We start from the raw sequence: 25,316 nt of genomic DNA, 5'->3' as shown, positions 1-25,316 counted from the left end.
ATCTGAATCACAAAAAACAAGGAGTTGAAATTTAAACAATTGAAATATAAATAAAAAAGTGTAATTTTTATCAATGAAAGTAATTGATCTGCTCGTTAAAAACTAATTGGCTTTCGCGTTTTTTTCGCCGCTATTGGCAATTCTGATTGCTTATCTTGTTTGCTATTATGATTCTTAACCGGCGCTTCTTGTTCCTGCTCTATAAACTCATAATCTGCCGTCGCACCTTGTACTGCAATCTGAAAATATTGCTCATTAAAGTAAATCAGATCGCCTGCATAAACTTTTTTACGCTTTTGAGTTTCAACTTCTCCATTAAGCGACACATAACCTTCTGCGATCACTTGCTTCGCTTCACCACCACCGGAAACAAGATTTTCAATTTTTAATATTTTATATAATTCGATCGGTTCGCGCTTAATCTCTACTAAAGTCGCATAAATCTCTTCTTCTTGTTCGAACTCGTGCTCTGTCATCTTTATTTTCCTTATATCCGTTATCCATCAAGATACATTACTTTTACATTTTGAGTGGTAACGGGAATAGCCATTATTTTGCAGTTAGACTGTGATCCCAGTCTTTCCAGACCACTTCATAACCTTGTTTTTTGACAATCTCCGCCATCATAGCAGGTGAACGCTCATCACTGATCTCAAATTGCTCTAATGCCACCTCTGATTGCTCTGCATAACCACCTGGTTGAGTACTTGAACCGGCGCTTAGAGAAGTAATACCTAAGGGTAGAACATGATTGCGAAAGTGTTCAGATTCACGTGTCGATAATGACAATTCCACTTCAGGATTAAATAGACGATAGGCACAAATCAATTGCACTAGTTCTTTATCATTCATCACTGATTTTATTTCCATCCCCCCTTCACAGGGGCGCAAACGCGGAAATGAAATAGTATAACGGCTTTGCCAATATTTTTTCTCTAAATAGCTTAAATGCGCGGCTACAAAAAAACAGTCCGTGCGCCATTCTTCTAGGCCAATCAGACTTCCCAGCCCCATTTTATGAATACCCGCTTTGCCTAATCGGTCATGAGTATTTAAGCGATAGATAAAGTCAGATTTTTTACCTTTAAGGTGGTGTTCAGCGTAAGTCACTGGATTATACGTTTCTTGATAGACTAATACTGCATTAACACCATATTCAATCAATTCACTGTATTCGTCTTGATCAAGTGGTTGTACTTCAATGGTAATGTTTGCAAAGTGCTTTTTGATAACAGGTAAAGCTTGCTTGAAATAATCCATGCCGACTTTACGTTCAGACTCTCCCGTTACTATTAGAATATGGTCAAAGCCCATTTTTTTAATGGCTAGGCATTCATTCTCAATTTCTTGCATATCTAGGGTTTTACGACGTAATGCGTTGTGCATTGAAAAACCACAATAAGTGCAAATATTACTGCACATATTCGAAAGATAGAGTGGAATATAAAACTGTTGCGTTTTACCAAAACGTTGCACAGTTAACTGCTGTGATTTTTGCGCCATTTGCTCTAAATAAGGTTCAGCAGCTGGACTTATTAACGCTTTAAAATCCTCTAAATCTAAACGTGATTTTGATAAGGCACGTTGCACATCAGTATCTGTTTTAGCATAGATAGATAGGCGAATATCGTCCCATTGATACTCTTTTATTTTGTCACTGAAATTCATATACTTGCCTCAAGAAATGCCGTTAATGGACTTGAGGCAATCGCTTGTGTGCTTTGCCCACCTAAACCCGCTAAATAAGCTTGGCGACCTGCTTGCACCGCTTTTGCAAATGCTTCACTCATGGCAACAGGGTTACCCGCAACAGCAATCGCAGTATTAACTAACACCGCATCTGCCCCCATCTCCATTGCGAGCGCTGCATGGGAAGGACTACCTAATCCTGCATCCACAATCACTGGAATATTCGCTTGTTCAATAATAATTTCTAAAAAATCAGCGGTTTTAATGCCTTTATTTGAACCAATCGGAGCGCCTAACGGCATCACAGCAGCACAACCAGCCGCCTCTAAATGTTTACACAATACAGGATCAGCATGAATATAAGGTAAAACAATAAACCCTTTATTGGCTAACATTTCAGCCGCCTTTAAGGTTTCAATTGGGTCAGGTAGCAAATACTTCGGATCGGGATGAATTTCTAATTTAACCCAATTAGTTTGTAATGCTTCACGCGCTAGTTCCGCTGCAAAAACGGCCTCTTTTGCATTACGGGCCCCTGATGTATTGGGTAATAACTTCATGCCATTTTTAATTAATGGCGCAAGGATATCATCGTCACGATGTTGCATATCGACACGCTTTAAGGCCATTGTGACTAATTCTGATTGTGATGCTTTTAATGCAGCGACCATGGTCTGTTGATCATTAAACTTTCCAGTCCCAGTAAACAAACGAGAAGAGAAAGATTTATCACCAATAACCAACTGATCGTTTTTATTCATTTCATCAAATAACATGATTTATCCTCCCGCAATGGCTTGAAATAGAGAGATGTTGTCACCCTCGTTAAGAATAGTATCTGCCCAATGAGAGCGACTGATAATTTCTTGATTGACCGCAACAGCGCTTCCCATTAACGGCTTATCTAAATATATTAATAGTTGTTCGATATTACTATTTTCTGCTAGCTCTAACGTTTGTTCATTAACGTGTATTTTCATTTAACTTTGTTCCTATGAATGCAGTTTAATTGATACCACTTAATTAATGCTGTCCACACACTGTGCATTTTGGATCTTTATTAACCGTAAAAGTTTGCCAATCTAGGGATTTACCATCGAACAATTTCAATTTATTTTTAATGCCTGACGGTAAACCAACAAAATATTTAATCGCTTCCAATGCTTGTAATGTACCGATAGTGCCAACCACCGGACCAATAATGCCTGAATTACTGCAATTGAGAGTTTGCTCTTCTGAACTTGGAAATAGGCAGTGGTAACAAGGGGAATCAGTTTCGCTATGGTCAAAGAACATTAACTGCCCTTCAAAGCGTATTGCAGCCCCGACAATTAACGGTACTTTTGCATCGACACAGGCTTTATTAATCAATTGTCGGCTCGCCATATTGTCAGTGCAATCCAACACTAAATCAGCCATGGTCAATTCCATAGTCAATTGCATCTCTGGCATGGCTTTATTGATACTGCGGACTTTAATTTCTGGATTAATTTGCTGCAATTTACGTTTAGCGACTTCTACTTTTGCTTCACCAATATCATCACTTTGATAAGAAATTTGGCGTTGTAAGTTACTTACTTCAATATGGTCAAAATCATTCAATACGATATGCCCGACGCCAGCAGCAGCAAGATACAATGAAGCCGGTGAACCCAACCCTCCCATCCCAATAATAAGTACCTTGGCATTTTTGAGGGCCTGTTGACCCGTTTCTCCAACATCTTCTAATAATAGATGGCGGCTATAACGTAATAATTCATCGTCATTCAACATGCTTTTATCCTCTGTTCACTACTAACACATGATTTCATTAAACTGATTAACCACCTGTTTAGGGTCATCCGCTAATGTAATTGCAGTCACTACCGCAATACTACCAATCCCCGTCTGCCATACTGCTGGAGCGCGCTCTAAATTAATGCCTCCAATAGCAACGGTTGCCATATCTGACATTAAGTTCGCATACTTAGATAAACGCGTTAATCCTTGTGGATCGGAAGGCATATCTTTCGTTTTTGTTGGGAAAATATGCCCTAACGCGATATAACTTGGTTTAAGCTGTCTTGCACGTAACATTTCATAATAACCGTGGGTGCTTAATCCTAAACGTAAACCTGCATCGGCAATTAACGGTAAATCAGCTACATCCATATCTTCTTGCCCCAGATGTACTCCGTAAGCATTATGTTTGATGGCTAACTGCCAATAATCATTAATAAATAAACGTGCGTCATACTGTTTTCCTAACGCTATCGCATCAATAATTTGTTGCTCGACTTGTTCTGGTTGTTTGTCTTTAATACGTAACTGAAGAGTTTTTACGCCCATTTTCAATACGCGCTCTACCCATTCAACAGAATCAACAACGGGATATAAACCTAATTTAATGGTGTCACAAGGTTTAAAGCCAGGGCCCGCTTCTAAACTACCTGGTAGGTCTAACTCATAACCAATACTTGATTCAGGTAAAACGACTTCAGGAAAATCAGCACGCAGCGTTGGCCAACCACAATGCGCGACAGAACCTTCACCAGCACCGAGTGCTTTAGAGGCTTTTAAGCCTTGGTTTAAATAACCTTTTGCAATCACTAACGCATCTTCTATAAAATAATCTAAGGCCATCGTTGCAGCAATGGCACTGGCTAAGGTACAACCTGTTCCGTGCGTATGAACATTGTCTAAACGAGGGCTTGTTAGTGCGATTTCTCTTTCTCCATCACTCCAATAATCAAGCGCAATGTCATCCACCAGCTCAAAGTGACCGCCTTTAATTAAAACACTACCGCAGCCCATGCTGATTAATTTATCCACGGCAGGTTTAAACGATTCACCAGAAATTAATGCATGTCCAGATAAGGTTAATACTTCATTCGCATTAGGTGTTAATAGATCGATTTGAGGGAGTAATTGCGTTTTAATAACCTCATTAATGCCCTCTTCTGCCATTTCATCACCTGTCGATGCTACCGCCACAGGGTCATAAATAACAAATGGCTTACGTGCCCAAGTTTGTTTGTAGATTGCTAGTTGCTGTGCAAGAATTTTGACATGCTCAACACTCGCTATCAGACCGATTTTAATCACTTTAGCAGGCATATCTTCCGCTAAACTGGCTAATTGTTGTGCGAACATTTTTTCAGAAACACTTTCAACAAGCTGCACAGCTTGTGAATTTTGCGCAGTGACCGCCGTGATCACAGAGCAACCATCTGCCCCTAAATCATGGAATGTACAAAGATCTGCTTGGATCCCTGCGCCTGCGCTAGAGTCAGATCCTGCAATTGTCCACACTATATTATTCATATTTAACCTTAAACTTGTTTGTAAACCGGTTATTAGTAAAAGACTAATAGCCGGCAATTTTTGCCATTATACTTTATCTAAGCTTTATACTTTATCCACAAAAGCCGGCTGATATATTTCAGCACCACTTTCAGTAAACTCTTTCGCTTTAATGGCCATGCCTTGTTCCGCTGTCATGTCTGTAGTCATAACAATGGTTTCATCAAGAATTTTAATCGATATTTCACCTGAATCTAACTTCGCAGTAAAGTCACGCACATCTTGGGTGATTTTCATTGAGCAAAATTTAGGGCCACACATCGAGCAGAAATGCGCTACTTTCCCCGATTCTTGTGGCAAAGTTTCATCGTGATATTCTCGCGATGTTACTGGGTCTAAACCGAGATTGAATTGATCTTCCCAACGGAATTCAAAACGAGATTTAGATAAAGCATTGTCTCGAATTTGTGCACCAGGATGGCCTTTTGCTAAATCTGCTGCATGTGCTGCAATTTTATAAGTGATCAAACCTACTTTTACATCATCTTTATTAGGTAACCCTAAATGTTCTTTAGGTGTCACATAACACAGCATTGCACAACCGTACCAACCAATTTGCGCAGCACCGATACCAGAGGTGATATGGTCGTAACCCGGTGCAATATCAGTTGTTAGTGGACCTAATGTGTAGAAAGGCGCTTCAAAACATTCTGTTAACTGCTTATCCATGTTTTCTTTAATCATCTGCATCGGAATATGGCCAGGGCCTTCAATGATCACTTGCACATCATATTCCCAAGCTACTTTGGTTAACTCACCTAATACTTCTAGTTCAGAAAATTGTGCTTCATCATTGGCATCTGCAACCGAGCCTGGACGTAATCCATCGCCTAGTGATAACGACACATCGTACTGCTGGCAAATTTCACAAATTTCACGGAAGTATTCATAAGCAAAGTTTTCTTTATGATAAGTCAGACACCACTTCGCCATGATTGAACCACCACGTGACACAATACCTGTAACGCGTTTAGCCGTCATCGGAACAAAGCGTAACAATACGCCCGCATGAATTGTAAAATAATCCACACCTTGCTCTGCTTGCTCAATTAACGTATCGCGAAAGACCTCCCAGGTTAAATCTTCAACCACACCATTTACTTTTTCTAAGGCTTGGTAAATTGGTACGGTACCGATTGGTACAGGTGAGTTACGTAGGATCCATTCGCGAGTCTCATGAATATTACGACCCGTTGATAAATCCATCACCGTGTCACCGCCCCAAAGCGTCGACCAGACTAATTTTTCAACTTCTTCTTCAATGGAAGATGAGACAGAAGAGTTACCGATATTAGAGTTAACTTTAACTAAAAAGTTACGACCAATGATCATCGGTTCTAATTCTGGATGGTTAATATTAGATGGAATGATCGCACGCCCTCTAGCTACTTCTGAGCGAACAAATTCAGGCGTAATTGATTCCTGTAAATTCGCTCCGTAACTCTGCCCTGCATGTTGTGAAAGTAAAGCTTCACATTTAATTCGCTCACGGCCTTGGTTTTCACGAATCGCAATATATTCCATTTCTGGTGTGATAATGCCCTGACGCGCGTAATGCAACTGCGTTACACATTGACCTTTTTTAGCGCGTAAAGGCTTAGGTAACTTGGCGAAACGTAATTCATCTAATGACTCGTCAGCTAAACGTGTCTGTGCAAACTCTGACGTCACACCTTCAAGGACTTCGACGTCATCACGCGCTTCTATCCAGCTTTTACGTAGTTTTGGCAATCCCGCATGGACATCTATTTTAGTATTAGGATCTGTATAAGGGCCTGATGTATCGTAAACTGGAATAGGTTCATTTTTTTCATAAATTGGGTTTTCTTCACTGCCACCAACAAATGTATCAGTTTGATGAATTTGACGCATCGCTACTTTGATCGGATGAATATCACCGTCAATAAATATTTTTTCAGAGTTAGGATAAGACTCATTATTCAAATTTTGAATATAATCCTGTGCGGCTTGACGTGATTCACGACGAGATAGACCTTTACGATCAGTGGTTTTTAACGTTGAATTAATTTCTTTAGACATAGCATTCTTTACCTAGTTTAATATAAACGGTTTATAAAAGATTGCTTGTCGAATAGGTGTGGAAGTTAAAAAATATCCAAGAATGGAAAATAGACAGATATTTTCTACTTGTTCCCTTCGTAGGTATTAGCCCAATCAGGTTCCACGGATCCCACGTTAACTATTCAAAATGATAGCTAACTAATGTGGTCTCAGCCTTTGGGAAATTCCCATTAGCACTCCGACAAGATGCGGGCAGTATAGAAGAAAAAGCAACCAAGTTAAACAAGAGAAGAAAATTAAGCAAAAAAGACCTTAACTCTTAACAATGATTAATCACTTAAGGGTTAAGGAAATAGTAAAATGATTTAAACCAATAACCTAAACCATTTATTATTTGAGGCTAAGTAAAAATTACTCGCATTCAAGATGCAAAAAGCAGCAAGGTTAGAAGTAAGCAGATCTCAGCCATAAAGTTGATAAATAACGGCTATATGGTCTAATGATGGTGGCAGCATCGACCATCAGCATTTTTATGCGATACCTTTTTCAACACACCTTGCTCAGGTGTATTTAATGATCGACGATGTAATTTAGCACTTAGCAATAATGTTTCAATCTCATCCCTTGTATTACCTTGCTCTACTTTTAAACCTGCATTTAGCAGTTTTGCTAAGGTTTTTTCACCTACTTTTCTAACAATCACAACATCGCAGTGCATTTCTTGTAAGAGTTGAATAATTAATAACTTTGCAGAGCAACCGGTAAGACCTAAAGCTGGATTATCATGCACGGCTATTATCTGATTGTTTTCATCATAAAAGGTGAAGTTCTCAGATTTTGAAAACTGGTGAGACAGCTTATTATTGCTCATTGCGATAGCATAAATCATGGTATTTTCCTTAATTAATGAGGTTGACTAGTTCATCGGGTAAGACTAATGCATGACCATTAATCAATGCATTACTTATCTTAAAACGTGATTTTTTTAAAATATTGGCAAAGGTTTGTCGTGAAACTTGCATTCTTTTGGCTGCATCCTGTTGCGAAAGCCCTTCAATATCCACCAAGCGAATAGCTTCCAATTCATCACTTTCGATACTGATTTTGATTAGCTTAGTTACTGGAATACCATTGGGTTTAAATAGGCTACATTTAGCAAATTTTTCAGCACAGATATGCCGCTTTATTTTAGGTCTCATCTACAGCTCTCAGTTCTTAGTTCTTAGTTCTAAATTTCAGTTATCAGTTATCAATTACCTTTTGCTATGTTATCTTAACCAAGTAATTAGCATATGCCAATTACTTTTGTTATCAATAATGAATGATAGAGGTTAATATGTCTGCTACACATGACTCAGAGAAAGCACAATTATTAAAAGAATTACAATTACTTAATAACAAGAATATTCCTCAGCCACTCACCTTAGTACACAAGCAAAAAAGTCATCAAGGTTGCATGATGTGCGGGTCCAATGCCGTATTAGGTTTGAAATTAGATTTTTACAGTGATCCTAATCAGCAAGTCTGGGCTCATTTTAAAAGCTCAATTCATCAGCAGGGCTATGAAAGTATATTGCATGGTGGTTTTTTAGCGGCATTGTTAGATAGCAGCATGTGCCAAGCGGTTTTCAATCAAGATATTGAAGCAGTAACGGCGGATATGAATATTCGCTTTCTACATGAAATGAAAGTCAACAGTGATATTTTAATGACAGCTAAAGTCCTGCCTTCTCGTCCTCCTCTTTATAAAGTAGAAGGTGAGTTATATGTAGATGGTCTCTTGATGGCAAAAAGTAGTGCACGTTTCATGACAAAAGGATTTGCTAAAAGCAAAGCACATTAAGTATCTGTCAGCATAGGTTTTATACTTACCGTAGCTTTAGCTGCATTGAGGTTCAAAATATCTCCCCTAAGGCAGATATCTCGGGATAAACAAGTCTCCCCTTACAAGAGTAAGAGGAGCGAATAGTTCATTATTAATTACACATGAAAAACTGAAACTTTAGCACTTAACAAATTAGCTTGTGCATTCAATTCACTCGCTTGTAATTTAGATACCGTAGCGTCTTCAGTTAATTTATCAGTTACATCTTTAATTGATGTCGTATTTTTAGTGATCTCAGAGGTTACTTGATTTTGTTCCTCTGAAGCGGTGGCAATTTGTGTTGCCATATTACTAATAACTTCTACTGAATCCTTAATTTTAGCTAAAGATTGTGCAGCCTGCTGTGCATCATTCACTGTACCTTTCGCTAATAAAGAACTGTTATTCATCAATTTCACTGCATTATTAGTGCTCGTCTGCAAAGTGCCGATCATACTCTGAATTTCTTCAGTAGAGCTATGAGTCCTCTGCGCTAAACTACGTACTTCATCAGCGACCACAGCAAAACCACGTCCGTGGTCACCAGCTCTTGCCGCTTCAATAGCAGCGTTAAGTGCCAATAAATTAGTCTGATCCGCGATACCTTGGATGGTTGTTAAAATTCCATTTATATCTTGCGCATGCTGATGTAGCTCGCTAATAACATCAGTCGCCTGAACGATTTCAGTCGTTAAGTTGGTAATTGAATGTTGCGTTTTTTCTACTTCTGATTGCCCCTGTTGCGCATAATCAGCTAAAGAATAAGCAGCCTGTGCTGTTTGCTCTGCATTTTCGGCAATTTCATGCGTTGCTGATGACATCTCAGTCACAGCCGTTGCCACCATGGTTACCTCTTGCTGCTGCAATTGTAACCCTTTAACTGATTCATTGGATCGCCCTTCACTGTCACGCGCTTCTATTTTAAGCTGTTCAGCCAGCGCAAAAACATCTTGAATAAGCATTTGTAAGCTGCCCATAAACTGGTTGAAGTGCTTCGCTAATGTACCCACTTCGTCATTACTATCAATATCAATACGTCTCGTTAAATCACCTCCCCCTTGTGCAATCGTTTCCAGAGCGCGAGATACACCTTGTAATGGTTTGAAGAGATAATTACAAAACAGATTAAAAGCTAACAAACAAACAGCAACAATCACTAATGCACCTAACAATTGCTGCCAGAGTGCTGTAATTAAAGGCGCAACAACAGATTCTTTATTAATTATCACAATCGTTTGTAAACGCGTTCCTTTAATAGGAGCGACATAAACATAACTCTCTTGATTAGCCACCAGCATGATTTGTAATTTAGCATTTGCGGTGGACAAATTTGATAAACCTTGACTCAATCCAGGGTCCATCGCACTAAGCGGTTTATTTAATAACGAGCTATCAGCATGTGCAAAAACATTACCTTTATCGGTTGCGATAAACATATAACCTATACCAGGTAAGACAGCACTTTGTAATTGCTCAATGATATCGCTTATCTGTACATCTGCACCTAAAACGGCAGTTTCGCCTAGCACCTGAACGGCTTTACCAAGAGAAACAACATTTGCGCCTGTCGCTGCGGCTACCGTTGGGTTATCCATAAAGACTTCTTGCGGCTTGCTCATCGCATTTTTATACCAGCCCCACTTTCTAGGATCATCATTACCTGGAGGTAGAATTACGCCATTTGCATTTTTTTGACTACCATCTTGAAATGCTAAAAATACATTATCAAACCTAGCACCAACTCGAAGCTGCTGTAAATGTTTTTCTAATTGATCAAGTTCGATGGTAGCGGGTAGAGACTGTAGCGCTTCTCCTTTTGCACCAAGCCAGTCACTCACGTACCGATTGTAATAACTAGTACTACTTAAAAGCCGCTGATTTAATTCAATATCTAATCGTTTGAGTGAGCTTTGAAAAGAGATTGTCATCACTAATATAGCACCGACTAAAATGGCAAAACTAGCGGAAAAAGCCAACTTTTGCTTAAGTGTAACTCGACCAAAAATCATAATTAAAATACCTATTATTGGATATAAATTTATTGTTGGTGCGAGGATAGTTTAAAATATCCTATAAGTAAAAATAAAACATCATATCGATAAAAACAAACGAGCCCCGCATCTTACATTACGAGGAAAAGCTAAAATTATTATTATTTGAAATTACTTTTAGCAGCTACTTTATCGGCTTACTCTAGATATTAGGGAAGTAGGATAAGCTATGGTGTTTTTTGAACTCTATAGAGAACTCACCACTAACAGTCGCGCAAAACTCTTCCGTTCATAAAATTAGACATAAAAAAACCCCGATAACTTTCATTATCAGGGTTTATCAACTTTAAAATATTTTCTTTTTATCCTAATTTAGGAAAAAAATTATTTTTTAGCCGCTGCTTTATCAGCTTTAACTTTCTCAATCACAGCATCAGATACTGAAGCAGGACAAGGCATGTAGTTTTTGAACTCCATAGAGAACTGACCACGACCTGATGTCATTGTACGTAGTGAACCGATGTAACCAAACATTTCTGAAAGAGGTACGTCAGCTTTAATACGAACACCAGAAGCACTAGGCTCTTGACCAGCGATCATACCACGACGACGACTAAGGTCACCGATTACATCACCAACATGATCATCAGGAGTGAACACGTCTACAGCCATCATAGGCTCAAGAAGTTGTGCGCCTGCTTTAGGGATAGACTGACGGAATGCACCACGTGCTGCTAATTCAAATGCTACTGCAGATGAATCCACGGCATGGAAACCACCATCAAAAAGTTCAACTTCAACGTCAAGTACAGGGAAACCAGCAAGTACACCAGTATCCATCATGCTTTTAAAGCCTTTCTCGATAGCTGGGAAGAATTCTTTAGGTACGTTACCACCAACAACAATTGATTTAAACGCAAAACCACTACCAGGTTCGCCAGGCTTGATACGGTAATCGATTTTACCAAATTGACCAGAACCACCAGATTGTTTCTTATGTGTGTAAGAATCTTCAATTGCTTGTGTGATTGTTTCACGGTAAGCAACTTGAGGTTCACCAACTAATAAATCAACACCGTAAGTACGTTTTAATATATCTACTTTGATATCTAAGTGAAGCTCACCCATACCAGACAGGATTGTTTCACCTGAATCGATATCAGTTTCAACTTTAAATGTAGGATCTTCTGCAACCATTTTACCAATCGCAATACCCATCTTCTCAGTAGAACCTTTATCTTTTGGTGTAACAGAGATAGAGATTACTGGGTTAGGGAAAACCATCGCTTCTAGAATGATTGGGTCTTTTGGATCACATAATGTATGACCAGTTTGAACGTTACCTTTCATACCAACGATAGCGATGATATCGCCCGCTTGTGCAGAAGTAAGTTCGTTACGATCATCAGCTTGCATTTCACACATACGACCAACACGCTCAGTTTTACCTGTAGCAGCGTTCATGATGGTATCGCCTTTCTTCAATGTACCAGAGTAGATACGTACGAAAGTTAATGAACCAAAACGGTCATCAGTGATTTTAAATGCTAACGCTTTAAATGTTTCTTCAGCTGAAACGAATGCAAATTTACCATTCGGCTCGCCTTCTTCATCTGTAAGAGGTTGTGGATCAACTTCTGTAGGTGAAGGTAGGTAATCAACAACAGCGTCAAGGATGTTTTGCATACCTTTGTTTTTAAACGCAGAACCACAGTAAGTTGGGAAGAACTCCATAGTACGTGTACCTTTACGGATACAACGTTTAATGTCTTCTAGAGATGGCTCTTCGCCTTCAAGGTATGCTTCAAGTAGATCATCATCTTGACCTAATGCTTCTTCAAGCAACATTTCACGGTATTCTTCTACTTTATCAACCATATCCGCAGGAACATCAGTGATTTCGAAGTTTTCTGGAAGACCAGTTTCATCCCAAATGTGTGCTTTACGAGTTAGTAGATCAACAACACCACAGAAGTCATCTTCTATACCGATTGGTAGAACCATAACTAGTGGGTTAGCACCAAGAACAGTTTCAGTTTGTTTAACTACGCGATAAAAATCAGCACCCATACGGTCTAATTTGTTTACGAAGATAATACGTGCAACTTTTGAGTCATTCGCGTAACGCCAGTTAGTTTCTGATTGTGGTTCAACACCACCAGAACCACAGAATACACCAATGCCGCCATCCAATACTTTAAGTGAACGGTAAACTTCAACTGTGAAGTCAACGTGTCCAGGAGTATCGATTACGTTAAAACGATGATCTTTCCAGAAACAAGTTACAGCAGCAGATTGTATAGTAATACCGCGCTCAGCTTCCTGTTCCATGAAGTCAGTTGTAGATTCGCCATCATGTACTTCACCAGTTTTGTGGATCTGTCCAGTAAGTTTCAAGATACGCTCTGTAGTAGTAGTTTTACCCGCATCAACGTGCGCGAAAATACCAATGTTTCTGTATTTACTTAAATCTGTCATTTTTTATACTCTGTATGTAAAAAATTGGAGGCTATATTCCCGCGGTATTATACAATCTTTGTAGTTAAACAGAACACAGTATTTAGAAAAAAGCGGAAATATGTTGTTTTTTTCGACTTTATTTTGTCATGTTTTATAAAAATAGTAAAAAAAACCGAAACAACTGACTTTAAAACCAGTTATTAGCAGAATAATTGTTCGATTTTTAAGCAATCAGAACAATCGCAAACAATAATGAAAATACAAAAGCACTGATTGCTGTGTTTTTCAGTTGTTCATTAAAAACTGCACCTTCTCGATCATCTTTTTTGATTGCTTCAGCAATTTGAATACAGCTTTTCGCTAATGGGCTGGTAATTAATAAAAATAGATATTGCCAAAATTGGCTTCCCTCAAGCTGATAAATATAGAGTGAACTACATAACATTGCAGTACTGATAAGCAGTAAGTGATAAACAAACGCTTTTTTACGTCCTAATAAAACCACTAAAGTGATTTTATTAGCCGCTTTGTCACTATAAACATCACGCATGTTGTTAATGTTTAAAACAGCTGCACTTAATAAACCGACACTGATAGCAGGTAATATTAAAGAAATAGGCAGCGTTAATGCTTGTAGATAGAAGCTACCGAGTACGCCTAATAATCCAAAGAACAAGAAAACAGCAAGATCGCCCATAGCACGATAGCCATAGGGTAATTTACCCATGGTATAAGTAATTGCAGCAATAATAGCAGCCACACCTAGCCCTAAGAAAATCAGCCAACGAGTTAAGTCACCTGCAAATGAAACGCTTAATAAAGAAAGCCCTGAAATGAGGCATAACCCTGTGACAAGGACTATTGCCTTTTTCATAGATGCGGCACTAATCAAACCACTTTGCATAGCCCTTTCTGGACCCGTCCTCTGATCATCCGCCCCCGTTAACGCATCACCGTAATCATTGGCTAAGTTGGACAAGATTTGTAGTAATAAAGCAGTTAATAAAGATAATACAAAAATGCTCGAGCTAAAAACTTGATGTTGTACCGCTAAGCCTGCGGCAACAATAATAGAAGCAACAGCTAACGGTAAGGTACGTAATCGACATGCTTGGATCCAAACTTGAAATGATTTCACTAAAAGTCCTATAAAAAATGATGATAATTGATAACGGTACTAGGAATAAGGTTAATATCGCGCTACATTAGCAAACATGAATAGATAAATATAGCACTGGGTTATAGTCGAAGATATGAACCAACTTCAACAACTGAAAAAAACATTAACACAGCAATTACAATCATTTAGTCTTATTCACGGACATTTTCCGAATACCAATTTAACAGTAACTATTGAATCAATCAGTTTATTGCCTTTATTAAAAGGGCAAAGATTGGCTGGCCAAGAAAACTTACCATTATTACCGCATATCTATTGGCAAAATAAAGAAAAAAGTAAAACTCTTGCCTGTTTTGGCGCTATTGAGACGTTACATCATATCCCCAAAGCTACTGAACAAGCATTTTATATAGGTGGCTTAGCTTTCCAACAGCAAGGTCAACAATGGCCTGATTTTCCAGCCATTCTTTTCATCAGACCGCTAATGGTATTTGAACAATTAAGAGCGACTGACAAAGAACAAACACAAGTCACTTTCCATTTTAATGGTGCCCATAGCATTAAAAAAACAATTGATAGCGTTAAACTGTTACAACCTGCAGTCCCCTTAATTGCATTTAACTCACAATTTCTAAAGCGTCAGGATAGCCCTAATCTGCAACAATGGGCGAAATTAGTTGAGCTTGCCATAGAATATAAGGCTTTATTACCCAAAGTCGTATTATCAAGAGAAACTGAGTTATGTTTTGATACCCCTATCAACACCTGGGATATGATGGCACTTTGGCAACAAGCTAACCCTAATAGTTTCCATTATGTTTTAAAACTATCTAATAAGCAGAGCTTTATCAGCTGCTCTCCGGAGCGCCTTTTCTGTCGTCAGCAACGAACGGTGACAACAGAAGCTTTAGCAGGCACAGTGAATAGGGGCAGAAATAAACGCGAAGATGATCTGTTATTACAAAGTTTATTAAATGATAAAAAAATAGACCGTGAAAATCATATTGTTCAAGAATTTATTGTTGCTAGTTTAAAACAACTTAAAGCACAAGTAAGCAGTGCACCCGCGCACGTAATGCAATTACATAACGTGCAACATTTATGCGTCCCTATCTCAGCACAATTAGCTGAAGATACAAAAGACAGTGACCTGTTATATAAATTACATCCGACTCCAGCGGTAGGTGGCACGCCCAAATTACCTGCATTACAATTTATTAATGACAATGAACCTTATAATAGAGGCTGGTATGCAGGCGCAGTAGGTTGTATTAGCGAACATGAAAGTGACTTTAGTGTCGCCATAAGAAGTGCCCTAGTGAGCGAAAACTGCATTAAACTATTTGCAGGAGCAGGCATTGTCACCGGGTCCATTGCAGAACAAGAATGGCAAGAGTTAGATAATAAGATTCAAACGATATTAACCATATTGGGTACACATTAGAGGGCGTGCAATGAAACAGGCAGATCATCAATATACCTTTCCCCATCAACACCATAATATTAATTTATTATGGTCTAGCCTGTTTATTGAAGAGTTAACTCGCTATGGTATCAGTGACTTTTGTATTGCACCAGGATCTCGCTCAACCCCATTGATACTGGCTGCTGCTAATCACCCAAAAGTAATAACACATGTTCATTTTGACGAACGAGGCTTAGGCTTTCTTGCATTAGGTTTGAGCCAAGCTTCATCAAAGCCCGTTGTAATCATCACAACATCAGGAACCGCAGTGGCTAATTTATATCCAGCTGTTATTGAAGCTAAACAAAGCCATATTCCACTGATCATCATTTCTGCAGACAGGCCTCCTGAACTCATTAATTGCGCAGCAAATCAAGCAATAGATCAGCACAAAATTTTTGCCGATTACCCAGTATTTTTTGCACAAATTCCAACGCCGACTGAATCTATCAAAAGTAATTACTTATTAACAACGCTCAATCAAGGTTTATTCCAGCAACATTTAGATAAAGGCCCGATCCACTTTAATATGGCAATTGCCGAACCTTTTTATCCCGAACAGAGCACCATTAACTTCAAAAACTACCTTAGTAGTTTAAAAGGATGGGATAGTCATCATGCTCTTTACACTATTTATCATTCAACACAACAGGGTGAGGTCGTAAATCAAAATATTGAGTTGAATGCAGAGAAAGTTTTAGTACTTGTGGGACGTATCAGCGATAAGCAACAGGCAATGGCAATTGCACAGTTTTGCCAACAATTTAATCTATTAATGTTCGCAGATGTTCAGTCTCAGTTACAGGGAGTAATAAATAATATAACCGGCTACGATTTATTATTATGCAATCAATCATTTAAGCAACACATCGATCAAGCAGATCTAATTATACAATTTTCAGATCACTTAGTGAGCAAAAGGTTAACACAATATATCGGCTCAACGGCCACACCTATTTGGGTGGTTTCTGAATATACTCAACGCATAGATCCCGCACATTGCGTCACTCAACGTTTTGTAAGTAATGCAAAAAACTTCATAAAACAAGCACACAATAATAAAACAACAGATAAAAAGTGGATTGAAAAAATAAAAGTATATCAAGATCAGCTGCCAGATATTATTAAGCCTTATTTACTGAATGATCAGATTAGTGAAGTAAATAGTACTGCATATGTATTAAATCACAGCACAGATAATATTATTCTAGGGAATAGTCTCGCGATCCGCTTAGCTGATATGTTTGCCAATACAAACGCAACAATTTATAGCAATCGTGGTGCAAGTGGAATAGATGGTGTGATTGCAACGGCAGTGGGTATTGCTAAAAATAAACAGGCGGCAACGGCGCTATTAATTGGCGACACCTCTTTTTTATATGATTTAAACTCCTTAGCGTTATTAACTCAGTTACAACACCCCTTTGTGATTGTGCTTTTAAATAATGATGGTGGAGGTATTTTTAACTTATTACCCGTCCCTAAAGCTCAACACCAAGCATTTTATCAGTTACCGCACGGCTTAACGTTTTCCCAAACCTGCGCGCAATTTTCAATTCACTACCAACAGCCTAAAACGTTGACAGCCTTTAAAGAAAATTACCAACATGCACTCGCGATAACTACCCACAATAAAGCAACATTAATTGAAGTTTGTATCAGCAATCTACTAACGCCAATCCAGTTAGCAGAAATAAAGGAGCAATTACAAAATGCCATTATTTAGTGAACAGCAAGGTTCAAAGGACCACCCAACGTTGGTTTTTTTGCATGGTTTTTTAGGCAATAGAAAGGATTGGCAAACCACCATCGAGCACCTTAAAAATGACTTCCATTGTGTTACCATCGATTTACCAGGTCACGGATCTTCGGTTTCTAACGTAGCTCCTTTAGAAGGTGGTTTTGAACATTGCCATAAATTGATAAAGTTCACCTTAGCATCACTTAACATTAACTCGTTTTGTTTAGTCGGATACTCACTCGGTGGGCGTATTGCATTGGATTACGCTCGCAGTCAAAATGACCCTCGTTTAACACATTTAATTTTAGAATCATGCCATATTGGATTAGTAGATAAAGAAGCAAAGCAAAATCGTTATCAATTTGATCTTGCTTGGGCAGAGAAATTCTCTACTCAATCTATCGAAGAAAGTTTACAGCAATGGTATGCACAGCCGATCTTTGAGGATTTAAATGAACAACAAAAACAAAATATCATAAAAAAAAGGAATCATAACTACGGTGTTTTCTTAGCGAATATGTTGCTTTCAACCAGCTTAGCCCAACAACATTGTGCTCAAGACTTTTTAAGCAAAACAACGTTAGCGATTAGTTATTTTTATGGGCAAAAAGATACCAAGTTTACGCAGATAGCTAAATTTATTCCGCAAACAAAAAATATAAAAACTCACTGTTTTAATGGTTTAGGTCATAACACGCACCAACAAGATCCCATAAACTATGCCAATAATATTAAACAATTATTATTAACAGAGCATTCTTAAACATTACGTTGGAGCCATTATGACTGATTCAGACTTTTATTCAGCAATACAATGGAACGAAAGTTCTTTACCTTTTGAAGATATTTTTTATCACAAAGCCGAAGGTATTGCGAAAATAACCATTAATCGACCACAAGTACGTAACGCATTTCGCCCTCAAACAGTCAACGAAATGATGCAAGCATTAAGTGATGCACGTTATGACCAAAAAATTGGTGTCATTATTCTTACTGGCGCTGGAGATTTAGCATTTTGCTCAGGCGGAGATCAAAGTGTCCGTGGTGATTCAGGTTATAAAGATGAAGAAGGTGGGCACCATCTTAATGTATTAGACTTTCAACGCCAGATTCGGACTTGTCCCAAACCTGTGATAGCAATGGTTGCTGGTTATGCTGTCGGGGGTGGTCATGTATTGCACATGATGTGCGACTTAACGATTGCCGCGGATAATGCAAAATTTGGTCAAACAGGCCCTAAAGTTGGATCTTTTGATGGTGGTTGGGGCGCCAGTTATATGGCGCGTATTGTAGGGCAGAAAAAAGCGCGTGAAATCTGGTTTCTTTGCCGTATGTATGATGCACAAGAAGCCGTTGATATGGGGTTAGTGAACACCGTTGTTCCATTAGTAAACCTTGAGAAAGAAACAGTAAAATGGTGCCGAGAGATATTACAAAATAGCCCGATGGCATTGCGTTGTTTAAAAGCGGCACTTAATGCGGATTGTGATGGTCAAGCTGGGTTACAAGAATTAGCTGGAAATGCAACGATGCTGTTTTATATGAGTGAGGAAGGTCAAGAAGGAAGAAATGCTTTCAACGAAAAACGCAAACCTGACTTTAGTAAATATGGACGTAATCCTTAGCCCTCAGCCCTCAGCCCTGAAGAAAAGCAGATACTTAGATAAACCCGTACTAAAAAGTCGGGTTTATTAGCTTTAATAAGAGACTAAAAACCCTACAGCCATTAATAACAACATTAATTCAGTTCCTCACTTTTATCCTGTTCATATTTTAATATTCGTTATTCAAAGTAGCCGTTCAGTTCTGTTATTTATATCAATTATCGATAAGCGTAATGCGATTCATTTGATGCTATTCAAAAGATGGATTTAACTAAAAGTAATTCGCTTTATCCACTATTATTGATGTCCGACGGATAATTACAGTGACTAACCCAATAAGATCCGCCCCTTCCTGAGACTTATCTATTTAGATAGCTTCAAGACCATTAATAGCATCAACATCAACATTAACATCAACAAATAATTATCGAGTTTGTAGTGAGAAATAAAAGCAAAAAACCGATAGTTAAAACCTATTAAATTAATTGATACAAACAATTCGCATATTTTTTTTATTTAACGCATCCTAATGAAGTTATGTCTGATAAAAATAATTCATAACTTCATTTGAACTTATATAAAGGAAAATCTCATGGTATTAGTAGGTAAGCAAGCTCCTGATTTTACAGCAGCAGCAGTATTAGGTAACGGTGAAATTGTTGATAGTTTTAACCTAAAAGAATTCGCAAACGGTAAAGAAACAGTTATCTTCTTTTACCCATTAGATTTCACTTTTGTATGTCCTTCAGAACTCATTGCTTTTGACAAACGTTTTGGTGATTTCCAAGCACGTGGTGTTGAAGTAATTGGTGTATCAATTGATTCACAATTCTCTCACAACGCATGGCGTAACACTGCTATCAATGATGGCGGTATCGGTGCTGTTCAATACCCATTAGTTGCAGACGTTAAACACGAAATCTGTAAAGCATATGATGTTGAATTAGAAGAAGCTGGCGTTGCATTACGTGGTTCTTTCTTAATTGACAAAAACGGTGTTGTTCGTCATCAAGTAGTTAACGATCTACCTTTAGGTCGTAACATCGATGAAATGTTGCGTATGGTTGATGCACTACAATTCCATGAAGAGCACGGTGAAGTTTGTCCTGCACAATGGGCTAAAGACAAAGCAGGTATGGAAGCTACTCCAGAAGGCGTTGCAAAATACTTATCAGGTCACTCTGACGACCTATAATATTTGATATTTAAATATCTATATTAATAATAAAAATGGCCTCTATGAGGCCATTTTTGATCACGCGGTCATGTTTATTTCAAGGAAGAGTAATAAGCAGCAAGATCAGCGATATCAGTATCACTTAAAGCTGCGGCTTGCGGCGTCATCAGTGCTGACATACCACCTTGTCGTTGCGAAGCTTTATACGCTTTTAATGATGAAGCTAAATAAACTTCTTTTTGTCCTTTAAGATTAGGATAAATAGGTACAGCAGAAATACCCTCTACACCATGACAAGCAACACAAACAGCAGACTTCGCTTTACCTGCATCAATATCTCCTGCACTAACAAAAAAAGGCAGGCCAACCAACAACAAACCGATTAACTTTTTGTTCATATTCAACTCCATTTTAAAATCACTCTTTGGTTAACTAGTCTAGTACTGCATTAATTAATTAATATGATACAAATCATTAATGCTATCAATATTATCAAAATTCACTTGTAAGTCTTTTAAACGACCATTTTTTACAGAATAAATCAGACCGTGTACGGTGAGGTCCTGGCCTTTTACCCAAGCATTTTGCACACAGGTTGTATGACAAACATTTTTAACTTGCTCAATGATATTGAGCTCAGTGAGGTGATCCAACTTTTGTTTCTCTGTCATTGAATCTAAGAATTCAGCACGATGATTAACATACACATCTTTAATATTTCTTAGCCACCCATCAATCAATTCAAAGGATTGCTTTTCCATTGCTGCACGTACTCCGCCACAGTCATAGTGCCCTGTCACCATAATATGTTTAACTTTTAATACATCAACAGCATATTTAATCACAGACATACAGTTCAAGTCGGTATGAATCACTAAATTAGCAATATTACGATGTACAAAAACATCACCAGGCATCAAGCCTAATAGCTGATTGGCAGGCACTCGACTATCAGAACAACCAATCCATAAATACTCTGGTGATTGCTGCTCAGCTAAGTGCATAAAAAAATCAGGATCTTCTTTTAAGATATCTTCCGCCCATTGCTTATTATTTTTAAGTAAATCATTTAACAAACTCATACTTCACCTCTAAATTACTGTATTGTTAAAGAAAAGCCTAGATGAGCCCTTTTATGTTAATACCTTACCAACAACTTGATGTAATGACATTAAACAATTTAATAGAACAATATATTTTACGTGAGGGTACTGATTACGGAGAAGTAGAGTTTTCATTACAACAAAAAACGCAACAAATTTTAACTCAAATAAAAAATGAAGAAATATTTATCATGTATTCAGAGTTAAATGAGAGTGTCACTTTGATTAGTAAGCAAGAGTTCCAACAGACTCAAAATAGATGAATAAATCATAGTTCTTTGGTTAATTCCGAGAGCATAAGTGCAGAACTAATCAAAACCATAATAAATAAATCTTGTTTATGACCAAGATCTAATTTATTGCACAACTAATGTTGAGAAACATTATAGAGTTTGAAAAAAAAGCGATACAATTCATATACAAGTCTATTCGTGCAACAAATGAAAAGAAATAGCCATTAGCTATTCAATACAGATAAAGGGAAGTTTATGATCATTACCAAACCTCAAACCGATCCTACTTTAGAATGGTTTTTATCACATTGTCATACGCACAAATATCCGGCAAAAAGTATGTTAATTCATGCAGGTGAAAAAGCTGACACACTGTACTTTATTGTTAAAGGATCTGTTGCTGTTGTAATTAAAGATGAAGATGGAAAAGAGATGATCCTATCTTATCTAAACCAAGGTGATTTCATCGGTGAATTAGGTTTATTTGACAAAGAAGAAGAACCAATTCGCAGTGCTTCTGTGAAAGCAAAATCAGCATGTGAAGTGGCTGAAATTTCTTACAAAAAATTTACTCAGCTAATTACAGTAAATCCTGAAATTTTAATGCGCCTTTCTCGCCAAATGGCGAACAGACTACAAGTTACTAGCCAAAAAGTAGGTAACTTAGCATTTTTAGATGTAACAGGTCGTATTGCAAACACATTATTAGATTTAGCTAAGCAACCCGATGCGATGACACATCCAGATGGTATGCAAATCAAAATCACGCGTCAAGAAATCGGTCAAATCGTGGGCTGTTCACGTGAGACTGTTGGACGCATCTTGAAAATGTTAGAAGAACAAGGCCTTATCTCTGCACATGGTAAAACAATCGTAGTATTTGGTACGCGTTAATCGCATGAAAATATAACAATAAAAAACCGCTTAACTGCGGTTTTTTTATATCTGCATTTTATTTCTAACAATACAGGACAATAAAAGAGCGATATTTCACAATCATGATTCATCCCGCAAAAAAACAAAAGCGTTATGCTAAAGTAATGATGGTATCGCTTTTAACCTAGTCCTGATATCAGTTTCATATCAATACCACCCAAATATCACAACCTGCATACATCTAATATATAAAATGATAACAAGACATTATTAAGGAGATGGCATTTGAATATTCCAGATCTACCTAATAATCATGCGCTTATAGTGTTGTTGATCACAGTACTCGCGTTATATTTATTCCGTCGTGAAGATATTCCTTTAGAAACATCCTCGCTTTCAATCATAGCGGTCCTCTGTCTATTATTTGTATTCTTCCCTTTCTACGACGAAAAAGCCGCCCATTACTTTGAACCAAGTTCATTATTTTTAGGATTTGGACACGAAGCTTTAGTCACGGTTTGTGCATTAATGATTATTGGCCATGGTATTGTTCGAACTGGCGCATTAGAGCCGATCGGTCGATATCTAGCCAAACTATGGAGAATAAGCCCTAAATTATCTTTATTATTAACTTTGATCTTAGCGGGTGCGCTAAGTGCATTTATCAATAACACACCCGTTGTTGTTTTATTACTGCCCATTTTAATCAGTGTCTCGTTACGTACTAAAACAGATTCATCACCATTACTTCTACCTATGGGGTTAGCAACGTTAGTTGGGGGAATGGCAACAACTATAGGAACGTCAACAAACTTATTAGTCGTTAGTATCGCAAAAAATATGGGAGTTATTGAATTTGAGTTATTTGATTTTATTCAACCGGCATTGATCGCTGCCGTGGTTGCAGTCCTGTATTTAGGATTTATAGCACCTAAATTATTACCTACTCGTACACCTTCAATGCCAGATACCTCTCCACGCTTATTTACGGCTTATTTAAATATCAATGAAGACAGTGCAGCTAATGGTAAAACGATTACAGAAATAATTAAACTGACCGATGGTGTCATCAAAATAGAGGGAATTCAACGTAATCAAAACCAGCAAAATATCATCCCTTTACCAGATACAGTCCTTATTGCTGGTGACCGTTTAAAAATACATGATTATCCTGATAATATTAAAGAGTATGAATCAGTATTGGGGGCGACTTTATTTTCTGATTCAGATAAGTCTAATGAACTATCTGCTTTGGAAGCAGGAGATCAGACACTAGCAGAAATTGTGATCATTGCCGGATCAGGGTTAGAAGGAAGAACCTTACAACAAACCAACTTTCTTAATAGAAATGATATCTCAGTGATAGCATTGCATCGAGCAGGTAAACCCATGGAGACAGCCCGCAGTGGTATTCCAAATACCTCTCTGAGAATTGCTGATGTGTTATTAGTACAAGGTAAAACAAAACAAATAGAACGATTAAAATCTCAACAAGGTTTATTAATCATAGATGGTGCAGAACAATTACCACAAACTAGCAAGGCACCGTTAGCGTTGGGGACATTACTTGCTGTTGTATTATCTTCCGCATTCGACTTATTACCAATTGAAATTAGTTCAGTGTGTGGCGTACTAGTATTATTAATCAGTAAATGTTTAAACTGGGAAGAAGCCTCTTCCGCATTAAGTACCCAAGTCATTTTAATAGTAGCAGCCTCTTTAGCACTCGGTGCTGCGATGATGTCTACAGGAGGAGCGGAGTACATTGCACAAGTATTTGTAGTTTTATCCTCTGGCCTTCCACCAGGAGGAGTTTTATCGGCTTTAATGCTACTGCTCGCTATCTTAACTAATATTGTTTCTAATAATGCAGCGGCAGTTATTGGAACTCCCATTGCCATCTCAGTTGCTACTCAGCTTAACCTTTCACCAGAACCATTTATACTTGCTGTATTATTTGGTGCCAACTTAAGTTATGCAACTCCAATGGCTTATAAAACTAATCTATTAGTGATGAACGCAGGCGGCTATCAATTTTCTGACTTTCTACGTATAGGCATTCCCTTAGTCATATTAATGTGGATAACCCTCTCATTAATATTAAATTGGATGTACTTATAGCAACGATCCATTGCAGATTTATCGATACTATCTAAGTCTGATCATTGAATTGAGTATCTAGCTGCTTTTAGAGAACTTGGCGATAGTTGAACATTGCTCATGACCCATCGCTATCGCGATATTCGCCCTACTGTCGCACTAAAGGATGGCCACTGCGTGGCGCTTTATTTATCCCATGCTCAAGCAGGTCATCACCATCAAAAGCCCTAAACGAGAATAACCCTGTAGACAGAGTCTACAGGGTTATTCTGAATACTATGCCAACTTGGCGATGGGTGAAGATTGCTCATGACCCATCGCTATCGCGATATTCGCCCTACTGTCGCACTAAAGGATGGCCATTGTGTGGCATTTCGTTTATCCCATGCGAAAGTAATCATCACTAAATCAACACAATTAAAAAAGCCCCACCGGAACTAACCAGTGGGGCTATTTTAAATTAGGCGCTTGGCGATGACCTACTTTCGCATGGGGAGACCCCACACTATCATCGGCGCAGCTGCGTTTC

23 protein-coding genes and 1 riboswitch are annotated in these 25,316 nt (G+C 38.1%); of the genes, 9 read left to right on the top strand and 14 right to left on the bottom strand.

The annotated features are described in order from the left end of the window. Positions 1-95: 95 nt before the first annotated feature. The 9 genes from H5084_RS13565 to H5084_RS13525 form a co-directional block, all read right to left on the bottom strand. On the bottom strand, positions 96-476 hold the full coding sequence (locus H5084_RS13565; RefSeq protein WP_028868688.1) for an RNA-binding S4 domain-containing protein: 381 nt from the start codon (positions 474-476) through the stop codon (positions 96-98). A 73-nt stretch (positions 477-549) separates the two neighbouring features. Beyond that, on the bottom strand, positions 550-1,668 hold the full coding sequence (thiH, locus tag H5084_RS13560; protein ID WP_182690809.1) for a 2-iminoacetate synthase ThiH: 1,119 nt from the start codon (positions 1,666-1,668) through the stop codon (positions 550-552). Next, complete coding sequence (locus H5084_RS13555; RefSeq protein ID WP_220485968.1) at positions 1,665-2,465, bottom strand: thiazole synthase; 801 nt, start codon at positions 2,463-2,465, stop codon at positions 1,665-1,667. The genes thiH and H5084_RS13555 overlap by 4 nt, the downstream gene beginning before the upstream one ends. 3 nt (positions 2,466-2,468) lie before the next feature. Then, the gene (gene thiS / locus H5084_RS13550; protein ID WP_182690808.1) at positions 2,469-2,669 is read right to left on the bottom strand and encodes a sulfur carrier protein ThiS; all 201 of its coding nucleotides are present in this window, start codon (positions 2,667-2,669) and stop codon (positions 2,469-2,471) included. Positions 2,670-2,712: 43 nt separating this feature from the next. Continuing rightward, a complete protein-coding gene (locus H5084_RS13545) occupies positions 2,713-3,462 on the bottom strand; it encodes a HesA/MoeB/ThiF family protein (protein WP_182690807.1) in 750 nt (249 codons plus the stop codon). Positions 3,463-3,483: 21 nt separating this feature from the next. After that, positions 3,484-4,992 carry a thiamine phosphate synthase gene (gene thiE / locus H5084_RS13540; protein ID WP_182690806.1) on the bottom strand — a complete coding sequence of 503 codons (1,509 nt, stop codon included), beginning with the start codon at positions 4,990-4,992 and terminating at the stop codon, positions 3,484-3,486. Positions 4,993-5,076: 84 nt separating this feature from the next. Beyond that, positions 5,077-7,071 carry a phosphomethylpyrimidine synthase ThiC gene (thiC, locus tag H5084_RS13535; RefSeq protein ID WP_259396803.1) on the bottom strand — a complete coding sequence of 665 codons (1,995 nt, stop codon included), beginning with the start codon at positions 7,069-7,071 and terminating at the stop codon, positions 5,077-5,079. Between the two features lie 95 nt (positions 7,072-7,166). Further along, positions 7,167-7,304: riboswitch (TPP riboswitch) on the bottom strand. A gap of 245 nt (positions 7,305-7,549) precedes the next feature. Then, complete coding sequence (locus H5084_RS13530; RefSeq protein WP_028868695.1) at positions 7,550-7,942, bottom strand: NifB/NifX family molybdenum-iron cluster-binding protein; 393 nt, start codon at positions 7,940-7,942, stop codon at positions 7,550-7,552. A gap of 10 nt (positions 7,943-7,952) precedes the next feature. Beyond that, on the bottom strand, positions 7,953-8,252 hold the full coding sequence (locus H5084_RS13525; protein WP_028868696.1) for a DUF134 domain-containing protein: 300 nt from the start codon (positions 8,250-8,252) through the stop codon (positions 7,953-7,955). A gap of 137 nt (positions 8,253-8,389) precedes the next feature. On the opposite strand from H5084_RS13525, the gene H5084_RS13520 reads away from it, so the two are divergent. Next, positions 8,390-8,896: a PaaI family thioesterase gene (locus H5084_RS13520; protein ID WP_182690805.1), complete on the top strand. Its 507-nt coding sequence runs from the start codon at positions 8,390-8,392 to the stop codon at positions 8,894-8,896. A 137-nt stretch (positions 8,897-9,033) separates the two neighbouring features. Here H5084_RS13520 and H5084_RS13515 read toward each other — a convergent pair whose 3' ends face one another. The 3 genes from H5084_RS13515 to menA all read right to left on the bottom strand — a co-directional run bounded on the left by H5084_RS13515 (position 9,034) and on the right by menA (position 14,506). After that, positions 9,034-10,926, bottom strand: a complete 1,893-nt coding sequence (locus H5084_RS13515) for a methyl-accepting chemotaxis protein (protein WP_220485967.1) — start codon at positions 10,924-10,926, stop codon at positions 9,034-9,036. A 366-nt stretch (positions 10,927-11,292) separates the two neighbouring features. Continuing rightward, complete coding sequence (gene fusA, locus H5084_RS13510; RefSeq protein ID WP_182690804.1) at positions 11,293-13,386, bottom strand: elongation factor G; 2,094 nt, start codon at positions 13,384-13,386, stop codon at positions 11,293-11,295. Positions 13,387-13,591: 205 nt separating this feature from the next. Further along, a complete protein-coding gene (menA, locus tag H5084_RS13505) occupies positions 13,592-14,506 on the bottom strand; it encodes a 1,4-dihydroxy-2-naphthoate octaprenyltransferase (protein WP_182690803.1) in 915 nt (304 codons plus the stop codon). A gap of 115 nt (positions 14,507-14,621) precedes the next feature. On the opposite strand from menA, the gene H5084_RS13500 reads away from it, so the two are divergent. From H5084_RS13500 to H5084_RS13480, 5 genes are all read left to right on the top strand, one after another. Continuing rightward, entirely contained in the window at positions 14,622-15,932 is a 1,311-nt protein-coding gene (locus H5084_RS13500) for an isochorismate synthase MenF (RefSeq protein WP_182690802.1), read from the top strand. Positions 15,933-15,942: 10 nt separating this feature from the next. Further along, a complete protein-coding gene (gene menD / locus H5084_RS13495) occupies positions 15,943-17,679 on the top strand; it encodes a 2-succinyl-5-enolpyruvyl-6-hydroxy-3-cyclohexene-1-carboxylic-acid synthase (protein WP_182690801.1) in 1,737 nt (578 codons plus the stop codon). Further along, positions 17,666-18,457 carry a 2-succinyl-6-hydroxy-2,4-cyclohexadiene-1-carboxylate synthase gene (gene menH, locus H5084_RS13490; RefSeq protein ID WP_028868777.1) on the top strand — a complete coding sequence of 264 codons (792 nt, stop codon included), beginning with the start codon at positions 17,666-17,668 and terminating at the stop codon, positions 18,455-18,457. Before menD ends, menH begins: the two co-directional genes overlap by 14 nt. 19 nt (positions 18,458-18,476) lie before the next feature. Continuing rightward, a complete protein-coding gene (gene menB / locus H5084_RS13485) occupies positions 18,477-19,319 on the top strand; it encodes a 1,4-dihydroxy-2-naphthoyl-CoA synthase (RefSeq protein ID WP_028868778.1) in 843 nt (280 codons plus the stop codon). 571 nt (positions 19,320-19,890) lie between these two features. Continuing rightward, entirely contained in the window at positions 19,891-20,493 is a 603-nt protein-coding gene (locus H5084_RS13480; protein ID WP_028868779.1) for a peroxiredoxin C, read from the top strand. A 74-nt stretch (positions 20,494-20,567) separates the two neighbouring features. Here the strand turns inward: H5084_RS13480 and H5084_RS13475 are convergent, their stop codons facing one another. Together H5084_RS13475 and can are read right to left on the bottom strand one after the other, a co-directional pair. Next, a complete protein-coding gene (locus H5084_RS13475) occupies positions 20,568-20,873 on the bottom strand; it encodes a cytochrome c (RefSeq protein ID WP_028868780.1) in 306 nt (101 codons plus the stop codon). Between the two features lie 54 nt (positions 20,874-20,927). Beyond that, entirely contained in the window at positions 20,928-21,557 is a 630-nt protein-coding gene (gene can, locus H5084_RS13470) for a carbonate dehydratase (RefSeq protein WP_028868781.1), read from the bottom strand. A 53-nt stretch (positions 21,558-21,610) separates the two neighbouring features. Between can and H5084_RS13465 the strand changes: the two genes are divergently transcribed. From H5084_RS13465 to H5084_RS13455, 3 genes are all read left to right on the top strand, one after another. After that, a complete protein-coding gene (locus H5084_RS13465) occupies positions 21,611-21,841 on the top strand; it encodes a YheU family protein (RefSeq protein WP_028868782.1) in 231 nt (76 codons plus the stop codon). Between the two features lie 225 nt (positions 21,842-22,066). Then, on the top strand, positions 22,067-22,705 hold the full coding sequence (gene crp / locus H5084_RS13460) for a cAMP-activated global transcriptional regulator CRP (RefSeq protein ID WP_028868783.1): 639 nt from the start codon (positions 22,067-22,069) through the stop codon (positions 22,703-22,705). Positions 22,706-22,972: 267 nt separating this feature from the next. After that, positions 22,973-24,808: an SLC13 family permease gene (locus H5084_RS13455; protein ID WP_182690800.1), complete on the top strand. Its 1,836-nt coding sequence runs from the start codon at positions 22,973-22,975 to the stop codon at positions 24,806-24,808. Positions 24,809-25,316: the final 508 nt, after the last annotated feature.

The organism is Psychromonas sp. SR45-3 (genome assembly GCF_014163575.1).
Lineage (GTDB): Bacteria > Pseudomonadota > Gammaproteobacteria > Enterobacterales > Psychromonadaceae > Psychromonas > Psychromonas arctica.
This window is presented reverse-complemented; position numbering and strand designations above follow the sequence as displayed.